The following is a 16,087-nucleotide window of genomic DNA, read 5'->3' as shown; positions in this document are numbered from 1 at the left end:
TAGAATCGCCAATTCTAATGAACCTTTATTTCGGGACGTGAACCTTGGTCGATAAATTAACCTCCACACAGAGTGATACATCGTTGTTTTTAGGCGTGACCAGTATGGCTGAACTGATTATGGTTATCCGTTCTGCCTCATTGACAAGATCTCCGGTAGTATTTGGCATTACAAAAACAGAAGGGGTCAGGAGGAAACAAGCCGAAGATGATGAAATTGGTTTATACTACAACCGTTTTCGGCACTATGTTCGGGGTACAAGGCAGTATCTGACGTTAGACCCCAGACCCGATTGGGCTGCTGGGGGGAACGTCACTAAAGAGAATTTTTCCATCAAACAAACTGGAGCTAGACAAGTTCTAAATCCAGATAGCGCAATTGGATGGGAAAAAGCTGAAAAGTTCTACGATAAAATTAGGGCTGATTACACGGATATCTCTACCATTGTGAAAAATACAGGATGGAAAGAATTCATAATTGCTCGGATAAAAGACCATGTATTTTTCAGAGAACATGAATTAGGTTATGGAAAAGGCCGATTTGATGCTGATCCTGAGATGGTCAACGCTTGGGAACGTTTGAAGAAAGGCGATTTTGTAAAATCTGATATTGAGTTGTTAAGACATGAATATTTTGAATCTAGATTCGAAAGAATATTTTCAACAGACTACATAACGTCTCATATTGCAGCAGTAAAATCAGGAAGAGATTGGAAACCTTAATATGGCATTTTGTATATTGATCTTCAAAAAAGAAGAAAATGAAAATTTCGCTCGTTATAGTTTTACGGCTAGTGAATTTATGGACACCGAAAAAGAACACGGCATTTTTGAAATAAATAAGGAAAACGGTGAAATCACATTAATCAAATCTGCTGATTATGATGAAAAAAAATACTTTTACCAAAGGGCTTCATATAAGATATTTAAGCACTGGAAAGATGGGGTTCTTCCAGATGAGACAATGTGGGCATCATAACAAACGCTTTAGTTTGAATTGCAGATAGACTGAGATGCATTGAACCTTATGTAACTGGCTTTCTCACTAATGGTGGAGGGAGAGCGGTTTATCAATGGTAGCTGGTATCAGATGGAATCAGGCCGCTTGGTTTACGATTCTGGTGCAAAGACCACGAAACTGAACCCAGACCGTTACGGCGTCACAATGTATGACGAATTATCAGATCGCCTATCGACGCCGGAAAGGATGTTAAGCCTCACGTTTGAGCAATTTTCCGCTATTGCAAAAAGACGGCTCTGTGGGCGATAAATTCTCGCCTTCATTTTGAAGACATAGTCTTTTACACAGCATGATGACTAACTCTATCCCCATCAGCAACGTTTGTGCCCGTCGGAACGATTTCAATCCCAGCATCGGGCTTATCCGACGTTTGACATGGCGATGGTCTTGCTCAATGAGGTTATTCAGGTATTTGTTTTGCCGGATTTCAATCACCTGCTGAGGCGATTTTCCGCATTGAGGAGGGTGAGCGTGGCGGTATTGGCCCCACTTTTATCAAGGGTCACGATGGCGGGTCTGCAGTGCTGGCGTATCGCTTTACGGAAAAAACGCAGGGCTGCCGTTGCATCGCGGCGAGCTGTCAGCAAAAAGTCAATCGTCTGACCATCAGTATCAACCACCCGGTAAAGGTATTTCCACTGACCTTTCACTTTGATATCGGTTTCATCCATCCGCCACCGGGAACCAACGGGCTTTTTGCGTGGTCGACGAAGATCCTCCGTTCTGTCATTATTTCTTCCAAATTACGCAGACTCAGCGCATAAGCAAGATACCAGCGAACACATAGGGCAATGATATCGATGGGATAATGGAGGCGTTTAAACGCGTTTCGGATCAGGGACATCGTTCTTGATTTGCTCAAAAAGAAGGGGAGTTTACAGTAAGGATTTTGCTACCCGTTTGCGGATGCTATCGCTTTGGGCTTTGCTGAAGAACATGAGATTACTGAATCGCTTTTCTTGGATTTTCAGCGGCGTAATGATGTGGTTGCATTGATTAATCAGCATTGCAGGCTGTCACTTTATGAGAACGGATTCTGGTATAAAATAAAGGTGAAAGCTGGCCTTATCTCTCAGGAGGGTGTGGATAAAACCACCGCAGAAAAATCCTGAATAGAACAAGAAGCCCAAAAAATGTGTATCGCCCAGTTGGGAAACAATATCATTGTGAAAACCAACAGCAGTCATCTTCGCGGGGGTAAAGGCGCTAACCGTTATGACTATTCCCCCGATGAATGTTACTGCTTTAACTATATCAGGGGCAAAGACGGTGCGTTATTTGAGGCAAAAGACGATTTGAAAGCGGATTTCCCCGCGAAATATATAATGGCTGTAATCCGAGTGACGAGTTAGCTGGTAGCTGGTGGATCATATCGAAAGAGTACGCACTTGATGATATTTTATCGGTCATTCAACGACATGAATAATTACTTTTGGAGCTGCGTTCTGCTTGGGGCGCATGTAAATCAATGACGACATTAATTGACACTATTCAGCCCCCAGAATCCTATCTGGAAACCCTACTGACAGAGGCTACCGGTACAAAAGTATGTCACATTCTACCTCACGAATTTTATTGCCCGATTAAAGGCAGAATCCAAATTGTATCGCTCTTTTGGGGCGTGGTGATCGCCCCCCTTTATTTGAGTGAACGCTTTGAGAATGGCGTTGTTTATTCCGCTGATCATATCCTCGCTGTTAACGATGAGTCCGATGATACTGACCCCTATCTGTGGTTCAGCAACGATGAGGATATGGAAATGCTGATTCAACGGAGGGGGAGACTGTGATCCATAATCAGAGCACCAGTGAGAAAAGGTATTACACGAAAAGTGAGCTGGAAGATCTGGCTGGGAAACGCGGATATCTTCTGAATTTCAACCGCCTTCTTAAGGTCTTCGAGCTGAAAGATAAGCAGCACGATAGTCGATGGTGCTGGATTGTCCGTCCTTCTAATGGGAACAAGATTGAACGAGTAAGGGAATGTGAAATGAGCGAGTGGGATACGCTGCTTGCTTTCAATATCGCTCGTCTGGAAAAAAGCACTAAATTTACTCCAAGTTAGTTGAAAAAGTTAGAGATTATCATTGAAGTTTGAAAAAAAAGAGTTAAAATCTAATTTTAAAATAAAAAATAATTTAGACTTTTTTAAGATTATGATTTTTAATGGCATTAAAATAACCTATTTTATCAGTGAGTTATTCATCTATTGGCACGTCGCTACTCAAAATATGAATAATTAAGGTTGCTGTCATATAAAACACACCACATAGCCCGCAATTTTTTTGATTTGACGATTTATCACGCAGAAAAGGGAATTTGATCCTCTCAAAAATCTATGATCTCTATCCTGTTCAGCGGATAGATCGCTTCACCGCTAACAAATAATAAACTGATTAGCATTGAGATAATGTTGTTGGAGTGAGAATGCTTAGGGCTTCTGAAAAATGGTATAGCGATTACTGCGAAAGGACGAAGAAAAAAGGGCAACTCACTAAGGGTAAAAAGTCCGTCATATATGATGTCGCTATCAGTTGGGGTAAGCCCAACAACAAGGCACGTTCCCCTCATGCAGTCGCCTTAGAACGGTTGTCAAAAAAACCTGAATTACTGAAAGGCAACCACGAACATTACTCGCAGGTGCGTTTTTTCCATCATTGTGAGGTTAATGCTCCCGACCTCTACAAACGTTTGCATTCGACGCCTAACGGGGGATTGCGGCACAAAAAGACAGGCGAGCATCTTAGGGCGGAAGGGCAACGCAAAGGCTATCCCGATGTTTCGTTAGATTTAGCAAAAGGGTGTTACCACGGTATGCGCTTGGAGTTTAAACATGGGGCCAATAAACCGTCTGAAGATCAAAAGCAATGGCTGAATATGTTATCTGAGGATGGATTTTACTGTGCGGTTGTCTACGGTGAACACGAGGCAATCGAGACCGTTACACAATATTGGTGTTTAGAATCTGGGGAATCGCTCCCTGTCCATAAAAATGATCATCTTTGGAAGGGGGGGCGTTATGAAATTCAATGAAGACCTTTTCTATGAATGGTTACTGGAGAAATCGGCCATTAAGCGTGATGCCACTAAGCAAAAAATTGCGTACTGTATGGTCTGCCTGATTGAGTTACATATTAAAAGCAAAGGCCGAAAGGTAAAAGCAATCCAATTATATAAATACGCAAATACTAATAAAGCCGCGCTTCATTACGCTGTAGGTGGAGTGAAAAATTTATGGGAGATGATCCGCAGGGCAACTTCTGATTATGAACATCGCCTATCAAAAAAACAGAAATCCATTATCAGTCATATTTTCGCTGATGCACACCAAGATACACCAGCGGAAACGCAGGTAAGCGCCCCTGATGTCAGATTAATGAATTACCCGTCAGCATTGAACCTCATGATTAGGCGTGATTTTAGCGTCTATCGCAGCAATTGGGCTGGTGGGCGTGTGATGCTGCACTGTGATAAGCAAAAAGGAAGTGAACGTACGTTCTTATTTGTAGCCCCTGAAGGTATCTCTATTACGTGGAATCCGTCTGTTCAGGATCAGCTGGCAGAAAACTGGGCAATATACCGTGCATAGCAAAGTTTATCTTTCCGTCCCGCTGAATATGCCCGTTTATGAAATAACCTTAGTGTTTATTGAAGAGAGCTATCAAAACGCCGGATATTCGGTCAGTAATCCAGGCTCTTTTTACGGTGTTGGTGCCTGCTTAGAATCGCTAGTGACGCGGGTATGTATGCTGGTATTGGCTAATGAAGTGTGGTTCCCGAAAGATTTCGAACGAGATCCGGTGTGTGTGGCCGAATACCACTACGCCTATGCACTGGGAAAAAAAATCACGGTTGATAAGCGCCAGTTGTTATTGTGATAATTTCCTCTACGGTTTAAATAAATTATCATTTAGAACTTTATTATAAAAAATGGCAAAGAAATTCTACTTTTTCAATGTCTCATTCGGCCAATCAGGGCTGGAGACACAATCTGTAATTGTGAAACATCCGACACCAAGGATGACCCATCTTAGACTGTTAGAAGCGCAAACAAGTCTTGGCGTCTGCGCCAATTCAGCGGTGATAGGGGTGAGTTTTTTGGGAAAAATGACAGAAAAACAATGGAATGAAGAAAGATGACACCAACTGAATATTCAGCAACAAATCAAGCAAATTCATAGCAGTTACCAACGCCAGAAACAATTACTCTGCAATGTGAAAGGCTCCCGCGATACAGTAAAACGCCTGGCGAAGCACCGAACCGCACATCGGCATCACGATAAAGGCATTTTGCGTCGTCTGTGGCATTCACTCCGGTAGTGATGAACGGATACTTTTAATTGTGATGACCGGATGTATAAATACTGATCTCTTTTCTGTTCGTTCAGCGAATTAGTTGGGCGCCCCCATTTCTACACCCCTGGCGGCACCAGACCTTTGTAATTGATCTGGTGGCCGTCCTTTTTCTGTGGAAAGTCGAATGACAATAGAATATGCAATAATCAGCGAAAATAATTTTGATGGCCTGACAGATCGCTATGCTCTGAAAGATGACAAACGGGCTATTTCATCCCCTAAGCATTTGGCGGAGATGTGCGCGAAGGATTATCACGATAATCATGATGGATGGGAAGCCTACTGGCCGCTTGATATCGTGGTGTTTGCTGATGGAAAATATCTTGGTGTATTCAGAATAATGCAAGAGTATAACCCCACATTTACAGCCTCATATCAGAGGACATGACAGGCCGTGACACCCGCTTTGTAGTACCGGAGCCGCTTGATGCGGCCTTTTTTGATTCTTTTGATAATGCAGTCAAAAAAAGGCCATCATTGAGATGGCCGAAAAGTGAGTGAGACTGATATTTTTAAGAAAGATTGTTAACTACATAGAGAGCATAGTGTGGTTATTACTGCCTTTCAGAGCGTACAGGAATTGAAAAACGGCATCCATTGAATTATTGTTGCGAATTGATAGCGCTGTGTTAATGGCACCGGTAATGCGCGCCTGTTCCACCAGCTCATTGTCAATAAGGTTGTTTTTTGCCAGCCATTCAGCAATATCACTCCAAGACCATAACGGGCGATTACTGTCTATACGGAGGATAGGTGTCGGGAAATCCCCTGCTCCACGGCTTCCTTTGCTATAGCGAGATAAAGTAGCCTTTGTTGTTCCTGACAGTTCAGCGGCATCACTTAAACTGACAACATCACCCATATCTACCGATAAACACCTTAAACCAGAGATTGATTCAATATTCGCTATAGCAGATGCCACAGCTTGAGCATAACTGTCACTTTTTCGTGTGAAGTTAATGTACAAAGTGCCATTATATGCAGCAGGGTGCGAATCACTGCATCCCGCCTCATACAGTGCGTCTGATATATCAAATAAATCATCATCGGTAGTGATTTTCTTTCCGCCTACCACGATACTAAAATCGTATTCTCTCATTCTATTTTCCTATCATTGAGAGGTGAGACTCATAAAAAGGCCGCCGATTGACGGCCTTGATATTATTTGCACTTATCTACCAATGAGATAATGTCTTTTGCGTGGTTTTGGGGGCTATCAGGTGTCCCCCAAACTGATCTTTGGTGGCATTTATCTTCGCTGCCACAGCGTAAAATCCCTACAGCATGGCCTTTTCCAGTACGTTTGATATAGATCCAGCCTTGAGACACGGCATATGAAACCGCCGCATTAATCTCTTTGTTTTTATGGTACGAGATACAAAATACTCCTTTTAAGTCTCACTTTGTTAAAGAACACGGTTGACTAATCCCATCAACCAACTGGTAATTATAGTAACCATTAATATCTATTGTGTCAACTATTGTTACCGATCTTTAATAATTATTCCTTTTTTATCTTCATATAATTACTGCATATTTTATTATTAACTTATTGTAATTTATGGATATTTATTTATATTTCTGGCTTTTTAGGTAAGATAAAAAACCATTTAGCATTTTCTTGGAAAAGAGCGTGAAGGAAAAAATCTCCAATATTCATCTGGCTGATGTGCTACTGAGAGAAAACCGCCCTCTGACTGCCAAAGAGGTGATGAATGCCATTCGCCGTTATCATCCCAGCGTTGAGATAGACAAAGATTTTGTTTATGCCCGCCTGAATGTGTTTTGCGCCTCCAAAAATATCATTTGCCTCATGGACACCAGCGTCCGGCCAAGAACGTTTGAAATGAAACACATCACACAGGCGCATTTTAAGCCGCGTCATGGCATGACCATTGATTTCTCAAAAACGGTTATTCCCGCTGGTGGTGTGAGGGAGGATGAAAAAAAAGCTGCAAAGAATGCGGCCTTGTTATGTCATATGTGGGATGACCTAATCCGAAAAAGGAGGATAGATACTACTTTTTAGCTCCATACAGAGGTGGCGATCGTATCCCAATCACTGATTTTTGATTTAATGCTAGCGGAATATATAGCTGTTGTGGAACGATGCTAAAGGAAAAAAGGAATGGGTTTATTGTATTCCCTCTGAACGTTCAGCGCTAATGGTAGAATATTGTTGTCTAATGCCAGTCGTAAATGATCTGGCTATGCGAACTTGCGCGGGACCACGCTTTTGCAGCCAGTATTAACTGTTTTTACGACGATAATATGTGATAGTACCACCAGCCAGAACTATGAAGATAAAAATAGCGGGATTTCGCCCCGAAATTATCATAAATAATATATTATAATCATATAGTTATTGGTTAAATTGGCGTGGGTCATTGAGGGGGTGTAATTCACGAAATACAGGCATAAAAAAGCCCAGACTGGCTGGGCCTTACAAGGACTTACTCGTACTGCTCAATGATAGTTCGAATAGCCTCATCAATTTTGTCCTGTACGTCTTTGCTGATCCGGCTAAACTCGTAAGAAACTTTTCTTTCTTTCGCGTTGGTTTTTTTTCGTGCATAAACGCGGCGATCATCGAACGTTCTGAGGGCTTCTGTTACTGGCTTATTAGTCATAGGTTTTGCTGTCAGTTTCGAAATCGATTTATCAAAAAGTTTAATGACCTCGTTTTTGAAATCTTCCGGGATCAGCTTCTGTTCTGAGTGTAAGGCTTCCACCTCTTTCGCAACATCGGCTACTAGTTCTTTAAGCGATGAGTCTTTTTTACCGGCAATCTCTGCTACAGTGAACAGTTTCTTATAGTCAGGATAAGTCAGCTCTGATTGGATAGGAAAAACAGACAGTAATTCATCAGGGACAGAAGCAGCCTGAATTGCTCGCGTAACTTTCGTCGGGGAAATACGCGTGGACTCAGCGATCTCCTTCTGACTCATACCACTCTCACGCAGAGCAAGCAAGCGGATACCGACCTCGCGGATATTATGCTCTTTGGCAGTCTGAATATCGGCTGCAAGCTGGCGGGCATCTTCCGGGGATATTTCACTGCGGGTGAACATAACTCGAAGGCCGACATTGCAGATAAGCGCTGCGGCGCGACGGCGTGATCCATCCAGAATTTCGATGCGTCCATTAACCTCGCGACCAATAAGGGGGAAAAACTGCTGTAAAGGTAGAGTACGTGTTATATCTTCCAAAGATTCCGGGCTGAGAGCATTTTGATCACGTCCGTTAATGGTTTGATCTACGTAAGTGCGAGTAGCAATCTGTTCAGCCGGAATAGTCTCTATGTGAAACATAACCTTGTGGCCGGATGCAAGTGTGAAGCGCTGACTGGTTTCCACAGATGAAACGAATGATTTACCAGCTAATGGTGATTCACTAAAGGTGCGACCAATGATCGGCCTTTCGGTTTTTTGTGTCATACAGCACTCCTCAGAAGCTCAATGCGGTCGAAAATTGCGCGGGAAAAATCTTCTGCTGAGGTTTTTGCACTACGTAGTGCATCAGGGCTACCTGCGTAAGATTGTGGATTTGCACTTATGACCGTATCAAAGGACTCTCCGCAGCGCTCGTAACCTTCTAGTCGGGGAAGAACAGCATCAAGCATATCGCCACCAAACACGTCTTTGGCATAGCTGTGTGTTTGTTTGTGGTCGGGTTTATTAATGACTTTTGACATGAACCCAACGTTAGCAATGATGTTGCTTTGAAGGCCGGAATCTTCAATAAGCTGCACCAACTCCGGCAAACGGGTTAGGTATTTTAACGTCGAGTGAAAATCTACTTGTGGCGGTGGAACCGGAGTCATCAGCATATCACTGGCTGCTAGTGAGTTGATCAGGAATGGGTCGAGGTGCGGGCCGGTATCGATAAAAATAAAATCGTAGTCGCCACTGATTTTGTCGATGATATTTTCGCGGAGAACATTATTTTCGTTCATATCCGGCAGGTGATCATTACACAATTGAGTCCAGCGTGAAGCGATAAAACCATCTTCAAGGGAGGCAGGGATAACATCCACGCCCGGCACAATAGAAGGTTGAACAAACTCTTCAAGAATTTCTTCACGGGTAAGGTCTTTGCTTAACATAGCCTGTGCGCTGGAGTTATTGACAAGACCGATGCTGTGGGAATGGTTAAGGAACATCGTTGAAGATGCCTGCGGGTCAAGGTCGATAACCAAAATCCGCAGATCTTCATGTAGTAAGGAGGGATGCGCACGCATACCGTGTGCCATTGTGACAGTCGATACCGTCTTGGACACGCCGCCTTTTAAATTCACGACGAAAATAACGAAGGCCTTTCCACGTTTCTCACGGTACGTTTTAATGCCACGGTGAGCGTAGATATCAATAATGTTCTGTAGGGTCATAGCGAACTGCGTAGAAGTTCCCCCATGACGTTTATTAAACACATATCCCGCAGCCTCCATTTCTTCGACTGCGGTATCAACAGCACGTTTGCTTAGATGTGGAAGTTTAGAAACAGCAGACTTTGAATAGGTCTTATAAAACTCGGTTTGTTCAAACTCTTCACGCTTTGACTGGATCTGTTCTGTTAGCCATTTAAGCATAACGTTTGCACGATTTCCGGTTTCGAGCAATTTGTCAAAATTATCGGACATGGATTCACCTTATGTTATCGTTTTTTTGAACTATAGCAGAATTTTAGGTACATGGTGATAATTTAGATAACAGTAAATGAAAATTCAAAATTTGGCCTACAGGTTGAGTCTGCGTAATAATTGTTTCCCAAATAGGAAACAAACAGGAAATAAATATCCACCATTCTTTGTGAGGATTCGGGATTAAATTACCTTAATCAAACATGTTAAGGCTTGTGTATCATCGGCGGCATTGAGTATTTACTTTGGTTGATAGGGATGAACTGGCAGGAACACGTATCTAATTTCAATAGACTACGCGCTGAGAAAGGGATCAGCATCCGTGAATATGCCGAACATTACCACCTGAACCCGAATACCGCACGGCGCTATTTACGTGCTGCCAGTTTCCTACCGTCAGATGATCAAAAGCATGATCACATTTCGAAAGATGATCATTGTCTTGCCAAAAGTGCCCCCAAAAAAGCACAGGGGAAAAAGCAGAAAATCCCCGCCAACACTGGTGTCAAGCAAGGTAAGCGACAGGGACACACAGACACCGATGATCACCCTCAGCAGGCCAATCGCGCCAAACACCAAAACGCGAAAATGATCATTTCGCCGATGGCGATCATGGCGCATCAAAAATTGCCACGGGGGGAAGGTCGCCGGTTGACCGCGGGCAATGAAACGTCCATGAAACATGGCCGGTATGCAACCCCCAGAAGCATCGATTTAAACAAGGCCGATACCTTGATGGACACAGGCTATCTGGACGTGTTGGAAGTGGATTTGATGCGGCGGGCATTGGCGCATTTTGAACTCGTGGAACGCATACGGGATCGATCCATCGAAGAGCTTCAGAAACAGGAATCGGACTTTGACACTGGCGATGACGGTGCCCTGCATCCGGTGTTTAAGCAGCTCAAGATGCTGAACGACTGTTCGTATGCCATGACCGATTTCATGCGCACCATGACATCAATGAAACAGGGATTACTGAGGAATCGCCGTGAAGAGGAAAAACACGCGGTCAAAATGGGGGAAACGGTTGTCATCGCCAACGCCTATCACCTTCAGCAGGAACAGGACTGGGACGCCATGCAAACGGCGGTTTATATCGAGTCCAATGGCGGTAAAGTGCCCCCCGCCCTCTTGGATAAATTGCGCCATGACCTCAAACAGGATCAGGGCGATGAGGTTGATAATGGGGGGATTGATCAGGATGAACTGGACAGACAGGCCAGAGCGTATCGGGAGACGCAGGCCGGACGAGATGCCTATATTGCCGGAAAGCGCCAGCTGGTTGATGAGATTGTCGATAAAGGCGGCTATGGGGATATCGATAATCTGGGCGAGGGGCGCGAAGGCGAATTGCTGGAAACGTTAGAAGACGAGCCGGATTATGACTATGAGGCCACTCACGATATCTACGATGATGAGGACTGAGGCTCATGGCATCCGGACGTAAAAAACAACGCAGTGTTGTCAGTGATCCCCGTTGGCGGGATATGGTCATTCAATACCGTTACGACTGGGGACTGGCTGCTGTCCATCTTTTCGGTAAACCCCCCACTTGGCAACAAGACCTGATCCTTGAATCCGTACAGGAATGCGGCAGTAAAACCAGTGTCACTTCCGGCCACGGAACGGGCAAATCGGACATGACCAGTATCATGATCCTGTGTTTTATCCTGTTCCACCCTAACGCCCGTGTGATCATCATTGCGAACAAAATCCAGCAGGTGATGACGGGAATATTTAAGTACCTGAAGGTGAACTGGCATGAATGTGTCCGACGCTTCCCGTGGCTGCAAAATTACTTTGTTCTGACTGATACCGCATTTTACGCAGTGGGGGGGAAAGGCGTCTGGACGGTCATCCCCAAGGGCTTCCGTTTGGGTAACGAAGAAGCACTGGCCGGTGAACATGCCGAATACCTGTTTTACATTATCGATGAGGCATCAGGGGTGTCAGATAAAGCCTTTGGTATCATCACCGGTGCGTTAACACAGAAAGATAACCGTATCCTGTTACTGTCCCAGCCGACGCGCCCCAGCGGGTATTTCTACGATACCCATCACAGCCTCGCCAGGCATCCTGATAACCCCAATGGCCTGTATGTGGCGATCACGCTCAATTCAGAGGAATCGCCGCTGGTTGAACCGGAATTTATTAAAATGAAGCTGGCGGAATACGGTGGCCGCGACAGCGTAGAATACCAAATCAAGGTATTAGGCGAGTTTCCGACATCGGTCACAGGGTATTTATTGGGGCGGGATGAATACGACAGGGCGGCAAGGCGCAAAGTGTACCTTGAGCAGGGCTGGGGCTGGGTAGCCTTGTGTGACGTTGGTAATGGGCGCGATAAGTCCATTCTGAATATCTGTAAAGTATCGGGTTCCCGTGGCGATAAACGCCGGTTGGTAAATTACAAAATAATTGAAATGGACGGTACCTGTGATCCGGTGGAGTTTGGTGAATTCATCCATCTGGAGTGTGATCCGGCCGTGTATTCCAATATCAGCCTCGTGGTGGACAGTGATGGGGTGGGTTCTGATACGGCGAGTATCTTGGAGCGTCGTGGCCGCGATGTTCAGCGTATCCGCTGGGGTAAGCCGATGTTCAGCAAATATGATCGTAACCGGTACATCAATCAGCGCGCTTACGCCAATATTGCCGCACAACGGGCCATCCGCAGCGGCAGAATGCGACCGGATAAAAGCCCCAAGACCGCAGAGCAGGCTTCTAAAATTCCGGTCAAGATTGATGAGAACGGGCGCTGGGTTATCATGAAAAAAGAAACGATGAGAGCGAAGCTCAATCTTCGCTCTCCGGATAGATGGGATACATTTTGTTTTGGGATGTTGTGTGATTTTGTTCCGGCTTATGAAGACGTCGGTTTTGAAGAGGCCGCTACCCGTTCTGACGCGATGAAGTACCTTGATGATTATGATGATTGCTCGTCAGTTGCCTGAACTGACGAAAGCCAGTCCGTCGTTTTTTGTTGCACATACTGTTGCGCTTTCTGTTTTTCTTGCGCGATCCGGTGCAGGCGTTGTTGTTCTTTTTGTGTTGGATCACTTTTTTTACGGGGGATCGGATTTGTTTTGGCGAGACTGGCCGCCGTGATTTGGCGGGCGGCTTTGGCGCGTTCAATATCAGCGATGAGATATAACGAGCCACCGGTAAACAGAGAGCACCGCACTGGGGAGATCAGGTCAAAGTAGCGGGAAATCGGTTTTTCGCCGCAGTAGATATCGTAGGCATCGGGGGCATTCAGGCTGTTCCCGTCAATAATAATGCCATGAGCCCCCACCCGATAACGCTCATCTTTAGGATTTTTAATGCTTTTCCTTCGCGTTAATTTTTGGGTTGATTTTTTGTCAGTGCCAATATCCAGCACAACATCGGTGTAACCGCTTATGCGGCGGCGAAACCGTGTTCCTTCTGGGTACTGGGCCATCATGTTCTTATCCTGTTCCAAGTCAATGATGTAAAAATAATTTTTGTCTTTTGTCTTGTGTAACAGTTTGAGTTTTTTATCTATTTTTCTGAGAATTTCTTCACGAAGAAAATTTTGGGTGCTGGTGGCCTCGAATCCGCCAATTGTGAACGTTTTCACTGCCTTGAGGATATCAGGCACAGGGGAATATATTTGCACGGGGACAGAGGACAGACCGGCAATTCGCTTGTGTTCTGCCCACTCCGCAAATTGTTGCCATGCCAGCCGTAACTCTTCCGACCGATTCAGGGAGGATTTATCGGTCAGTATCGCCACAGGGCGGGAAGCCTTGCCCTGCGCATTGATATCAACATAGACTGCATGGTTGAAGACGATCTTCATCCACTCACTCCGGATTTTCAGAAAGTCTTTATACCTTTCTTCAAAAATGCGGTCACTGAAAGCATCCATGAAATTCACTCCTAATGGTCGTCTTTTACACACATCATATTTATAACTTTATCAGGTTTGACAAAAGTAATAAAAAATTAGTTAGACATTTCTCATTAAAAGTGGCCGGTGGCCGGCTTATTTCAAACTTTTCAGCAAGTGGATCAGGATGGTTGGGTAGTCACAGGGGGAACCGTCGTCATGGGTGGCATATCTCAGGGTATAGATATGACGGGAAAGAATGTGAGGCAGCGTACTGTCGTGCGGATCGAGGTTCAATTCATTTGCTATATTCATTATGTGTTCGGTTGTGTAACGTGTAATGTCCATTGGGTATATATTTCCGTGGGGTCAAAAAAACGGCCAGGCAGTAATCCCAAGCCAAATAAAAAATCTTCGTGATTATATCTGTGAGTAATTAAATTGCTTATTCCTCTTATTCCTCTTATTTCTCTTATTACGCCTTGTTCTCATCAACGTGCTTTTTATGCTAAAAACTGAAATCCGATGAAAATAGAATAATGGTACTTATTCTATTTTCTAATGGCTATAATAGATCGGGTAGGGGGGTGCGGGCGGATACGTCCCGCACGTGAACAGTTTCAGGCGTGATAATAACAATTAGATCGGTTTGGCCTGCTCTGGCCGAACGATTCTGAGACGGTCGGTTTTCGTTAATAACTAATATGGCGCTGCGTAAAATCTGGGGCATTTGCTCCGTGTATTCCGTTAGATTTTACGTAGCGCCACCAAAGAAGGGGAATTTTATGGCGGGTGGACTGGCGTTGCTGGGGAGTGACGTAACCCTGATACCGGATAACGCGGATCTGAATGAGGAAGTGATCCGCAACCTCAATGCGTTCCTGAAAGACAAGGACGCCTTTGCGGACACCACATGGCGGCAGTTCCTGATTGTCGTGCGCAAATGGTGCCGCTGGTGCATTGCCAAGGGGCATTCTTATCTGCCCGTGGAGGCCGACGCCCTGCGGGATTACCTGCTGGAGCTGCATGAAAACGGGTTGGCCTCCACCACCATCAGCAATTATACCGCCATGCTGAACCTGTTACACCGGCAGGCGGGGTTAATCCCCGCCGGTGACAGCCAGAAGGTGAAACGGGTGTTAAAAAAAATCAACCGTGTCGCCATCATTAACGGCGACACGGAGGGACAGGCGATCCCCTTTCGCATTGCCGATCTGAATCAGGTCGATGCGGCATGGAACGCGTCCGGCCAGCTGAAAACCGTCCGTGATCTGGCCTTCCTGTTTGTGGCCTACAATACCCTGTTGCGGGTGTCCAATCTGGCGCGCCTTCGGGTCCGGGATGTGACGCTCAGTCCGGACGGCAGTGTGCTGCTGAACATCGGCTACACCAAGACAGTGCTGGACGGACAGGGATTCATCAAGGCGCTGAGTCCCCGCGCCTCCGTCCGTTTGCTGCAATGGCTGGACGTGTCCGGCTTGGCGGAGCATCCCGACGCATACGTTTTCTGTAAAGTGAATAAGTCGCAGAACGTGTATAAGGCGGTCGTCACGGTCGATAAGCCGTTAAATACCTTTAATCTGTCACGGGTATTTTCCGCCGCCTGGACGGTGGTACACGGGGCGGACAGGGGCGCGAAAAACAAAGGCCGGTATGCGACATGGACGGGCCACAGTGCGCGGGTGGGGGCGGCGCAGGACATGACAGAATCGGGCTACAGCCTCGCCCAGATCATGCACGAGGGAACCTGGAAAAAGCCGGAAACCGTGTTGGGCTATATCCGTAACTTGGAGGCGAAAAAGAGCGTCATGATTGACTTGGTGGAGGGGCGCACCGATGAATAATTACTATTGCATTGAGCGGGAAACACCACATTGAATAGCGGCTTGAGGTAGCAAAGTCACTTGGATTTTTGGGATTCTCTTCTAGGGGTTGTAAGCTGGAATCCCAGAAATTTCCGTCACCCTAAATTCAGTCCCACCACAACTTCAGCAACTAGCACTTATACAGTGCCCTATTCTGTCAAAAATCTAGGCAAAAAGTCGATTTCATGAGGTAAGACTAGGGGGTTCGAGTCACAATTATGTGAAAACCCCATTATCCGATAAGCGCTTTTGTCTTAGCTCTTATATCTTCCAGTTCTGAAGAGTTAATCTTACCTTTCTTTGTCACCTTTCTGGCTCGCCAATCAACGCATGTTATCTGGTCGGCTAAGGC

General features: G+C 45.3%; 20 protein-coding genes and 1 pseudogene. 15 read left to right on the top strand and 6 right to left on the bottom strand.

Annotated elements, in window-relative coordinates:
* The first annotated feature begins 104 nt into the window (after positions 1-104).
* From Xhom_RS34790 to Xhom_RS31705, 3 genes are all read left to right on the top strand, one after another.
* Entirely contained in the window at positions 105-722 is a 618-nt protein-coding gene (locus Xhom_RS34790) for an RHS repeat-associated core domain-containing protein (protein ID WP_211287907.1), read from the top strand.
* 1 nt (position 723) lies between these two features.
* Positions 724-978: a cadherin repeat domain-containing protein gene (locus Xhom_RS23440; RefSeq protein WP_099139967.1), complete on the top strand. Its 255-nt coding sequence runs from the start codon at positions 724-726 to the stop codon at positions 976-978.
* A 69-nt stretch (positions 979-1,047) separates the two neighbouring features.
* Positions 1,048-1,269, top strand: coding sequence for a hypothetical protein (locus Xhom_RS31705; RefSeq protein WP_169928534.1), 222 nt, complete (start codon positions 1,048-1,050; stop codon positions 1,267-1,269).
* On the opposite strand, the pseudogene Xhom_RS23435 reads toward Xhom_RS31705, so the two are convergent.
* A pseudogene (locus tag Xhom_RS23435) lies at positions 1,210-1,864 on the bottom strand (IS6 family transposase). The gene Xhom_RS31705 and the pseudogene Xhom_RS23435 overlap by 60 nt on opposite strands.
* 73 nt (positions 1,865-1,937) lie before the next feature.
* Between Xhom_RS23435 and Xhom_RS23430 the strand changes: the two are divergent.
* The 8 genes from Xhom_RS23430 to Xhom_RS23395 all read left to right on the top strand — a co-directional run bounded on the left by Xhom_RS23430 (position 1,938) and on the right by Xhom_RS23395 (position 5,763).
* Positions 1,938-2,132: a hypothetical protein gene (locus Xhom_RS23430; protein ID WP_099139966.1), complete on the top strand. Its 195-nt coding sequence runs from the start codon at positions 1,938-1,940 to the stop codon at positions 2,130-2,132.
* A gap of 21 nt (positions 2,133-2,153) precedes the next feature.
* Positions 2,154-2,372, top strand: coding sequence for a hypothetical protein (locus Xhom_RS23425; RefSeq protein ID WP_099139965.1), 219 nt, complete (start codon positions 2,154-2,156; stop codon positions 2,370-2,372).
* A gap of 116 nt (positions 2,373-2,488) precedes the next feature.
* Complete coding sequence (locus Xhom_RS23420) at positions 2,489-2,809, top strand: hypothetical protein (protein ID WP_099139964.1); 321 nt, start codon at positions 2,489-2,491, stop codon at positions 2,807-2,809.
* The gene (locus tag Xhom_RS23415) at positions 2,806-3,084 is read left to right on the top strand and encodes a hypothetical protein (protein WP_099139963.1); all 279 of its coding nucleotides are present in this window, start codon (positions 2,806-2,808) and stop codon (positions 3,082-3,084) included. The genes Xhom_RS23420 and Xhom_RS23415 overlap by 4 nt, the downstream gene beginning before the upstream one ends.
* Before the next feature lie 362 nt (positions 3,085-3,446).
* Positions 3,447-4,052, top strand: coding sequence for a VRR-NUC domain-containing protein (locus tag Xhom_RS23410; protein ID WP_099139962.1), 606 nt, complete (start codon positions 3,447-3,449; stop codon positions 4,050-4,052).
* Positions 4,039-4,608: a Thoeris anti-defense Tad2 family protein gene (locus Xhom_RS23405; protein ID WP_099139961.1), complete on the top strand. Its 570-nt coding sequence runs from the start codon at positions 4,039-4,041 to the stop codon at positions 4,606-4,608. The genes Xhom_RS23410 and Xhom_RS23405 overlap by 14 nt, the downstream gene beginning before the upstream one ends.
* A complete protein-coding gene (locus tag Xhom_RS23400; RefSeq protein ID WP_099139960.1) occupies positions 4,601-4,897 on the top strand; it encodes a hypothetical protein in 297 nt (98 codons plus the stop codon). Before Xhom_RS23405 ends, Xhom_RS23400 begins: the two co-directional genes overlap by 8 nt.
* A 602-nt stretch (positions 4,898-5,499) precedes the next feature.
* Positions 5,500-5,763 (top strand): hypothetical protein, encoded by a 264-nt coding sequence (locus Xhom_RS23395; protein ID WP_099139959.1) that lies wholly within the window; start codon positions 5,500-5,502, stop codon positions 5,761-5,763.
* A gap of 141 nt (positions 5,764-5,904) precedes the next feature.
* Here the strand turns inward: Xhom_RS23395 and Xhom_RS23390 are convergent, their stop codons facing one another.
* Positions 5,905-6,474 carry a helix-turn-helix transcriptional regulator gene (locus Xhom_RS23390; protein ID WP_099139958.1) on the bottom strand — a complete coding sequence of 190 codons (570 nt, stop codon included), beginning with the start codon at positions 6,472-6,474 and terminating at the stop codon, positions 5,905-5,907.
* Between the two features lie 534 nt (positions 6,475-7,008).
* On the opposite strand from Xhom_RS23390, the gene Xhom_RS23380 reads away from it, so the two are divergent.
* Entirely contained in the window at positions 7,009-7,404 is a 396-nt protein-coding gene (locus tag Xhom_RS23380) for a hypothetical protein (RefSeq protein WP_099139956.1), read from the top strand.
* A gap of 424 nt (positions 7,405-7,828) precedes the next feature.
* Here Xhom_RS23380 and Xhom_RS23375 read toward each other — a convergent pair whose 3' ends face one another.
* Together Xhom_RS23375 and Xhom_RS23370 are read right to left on the bottom strand one after the other, a co-directional pair.
* A complete protein-coding gene (locus Xhom_RS23375; RefSeq protein ID WP_099139955.1) occupies positions 7,829-8,812 on the bottom strand; it encodes a ParB family protein in 984 nt (327 codons plus the stop codon).
* Complete coding sequence (locus Xhom_RS23370; protein WP_099139954.1) at positions 8,809-10,014, bottom strand: AAA family ATPase; 1,206 nt, start codon at positions 10,012-10,014, stop codon at positions 8,809-8,811. Before Xhom_RS23370 ends, Xhom_RS23375 begins: the two co-directional genes overlap by 4 nt.
* Positions 10,015-10,272: 258 nt before the next feature.
* Between Xhom_RS23370 and Xhom_RS23365 the strand changes: the two genes are divergently transcribed.
* The gene (locus Xhom_RS23365) at positions 10,273-11,442 is read left to right on the top strand and encodes a hypothetical protein (protein WP_099139953.1); all 1,170 of its coding nucleotides are present in this window, start codon (positions 10,273-10,275) and stop codon (positions 11,440-11,442) included.
* A gap of 5 nt (positions 11,443-11,447) precedes the next feature.
* The gene (locus Xhom_RS23360; RefSeq protein WP_099139952.1) at positions 11,448-12,971 is read left to right on the top strand and encodes a terminase; all 1,524 of its coding nucleotides are present in this window, start codon (positions 11,448-11,450) and stop codon (positions 12,969-12,971) included.
* On the opposite strand, the gene Xhom_RS23355 is transcribed toward Xhom_RS23360, so the two are convergent.
* Both Xhom_RS23355 and Xhom_RS31700 read right to left on the bottom strand, forming a co-directional pair.
* Positions 12,944-13,909 carry a hypothetical protein gene (locus Xhom_RS23355; RefSeq protein ID WP_099139951.1) on the bottom strand — a complete coding sequence of 322 codons (966 nt, stop codon included), beginning with the start codon at positions 13,907-13,909 and terminating at the stop codon, positions 12,944-12,946. The two genes, Xhom_RS23360 and Xhom_RS23355, sit on opposite strands and share 28 nt — an antisense overlap.
* Before the next feature lie 117 nt (positions 13,910-14,026).
* The gene (locus Xhom_RS31700) at positions 14,027-14,185 is read right to left on the bottom strand and encodes a hypothetical protein (RefSeq protein ID WP_211287906.1); all 159 of its coding nucleotides are present in this window, start codon (positions 14,183-14,185) and stop codon (positions 14,027-14,029) included.
* 470 nt (positions 14,186-14,655) lie between these two features.
* Between Xhom_RS31700 and Xhom_RS23345 the strand changes: the two genes are divergently transcribed.
* The gene (locus Xhom_RS23345; RefSeq protein ID WP_099139949.1) at positions 14,656-15,714 is read left to right on the top strand and encodes a tyrosine-type recombinase/integrase; all 1,059 of its coding nucleotides are present in this window, start codon (positions 14,656-14,658) and stop codon (positions 15,712-15,714) included.
* The last annotated feature ends 373 nt before the right edge of the window (positions 15,715-16,087 follow it).

Origin of the sequence: Xenorhabdus hominickii, from assembly GCF_002632725.1 — a bacterium.
GTDB classification, from domain to species: domain Bacteria; phylum Pseudomonadota; class Gammaproteobacteria; order Enterobacterales; family Enterobacteriaceae; genus Xenorhabdus; species Xenorhabdus hominickii.
The sequence above is the reverse complement of the archived record's forward strand: the minus strand, read 5'-3'. Positions and strand labels throughout refer to the sequence as shown.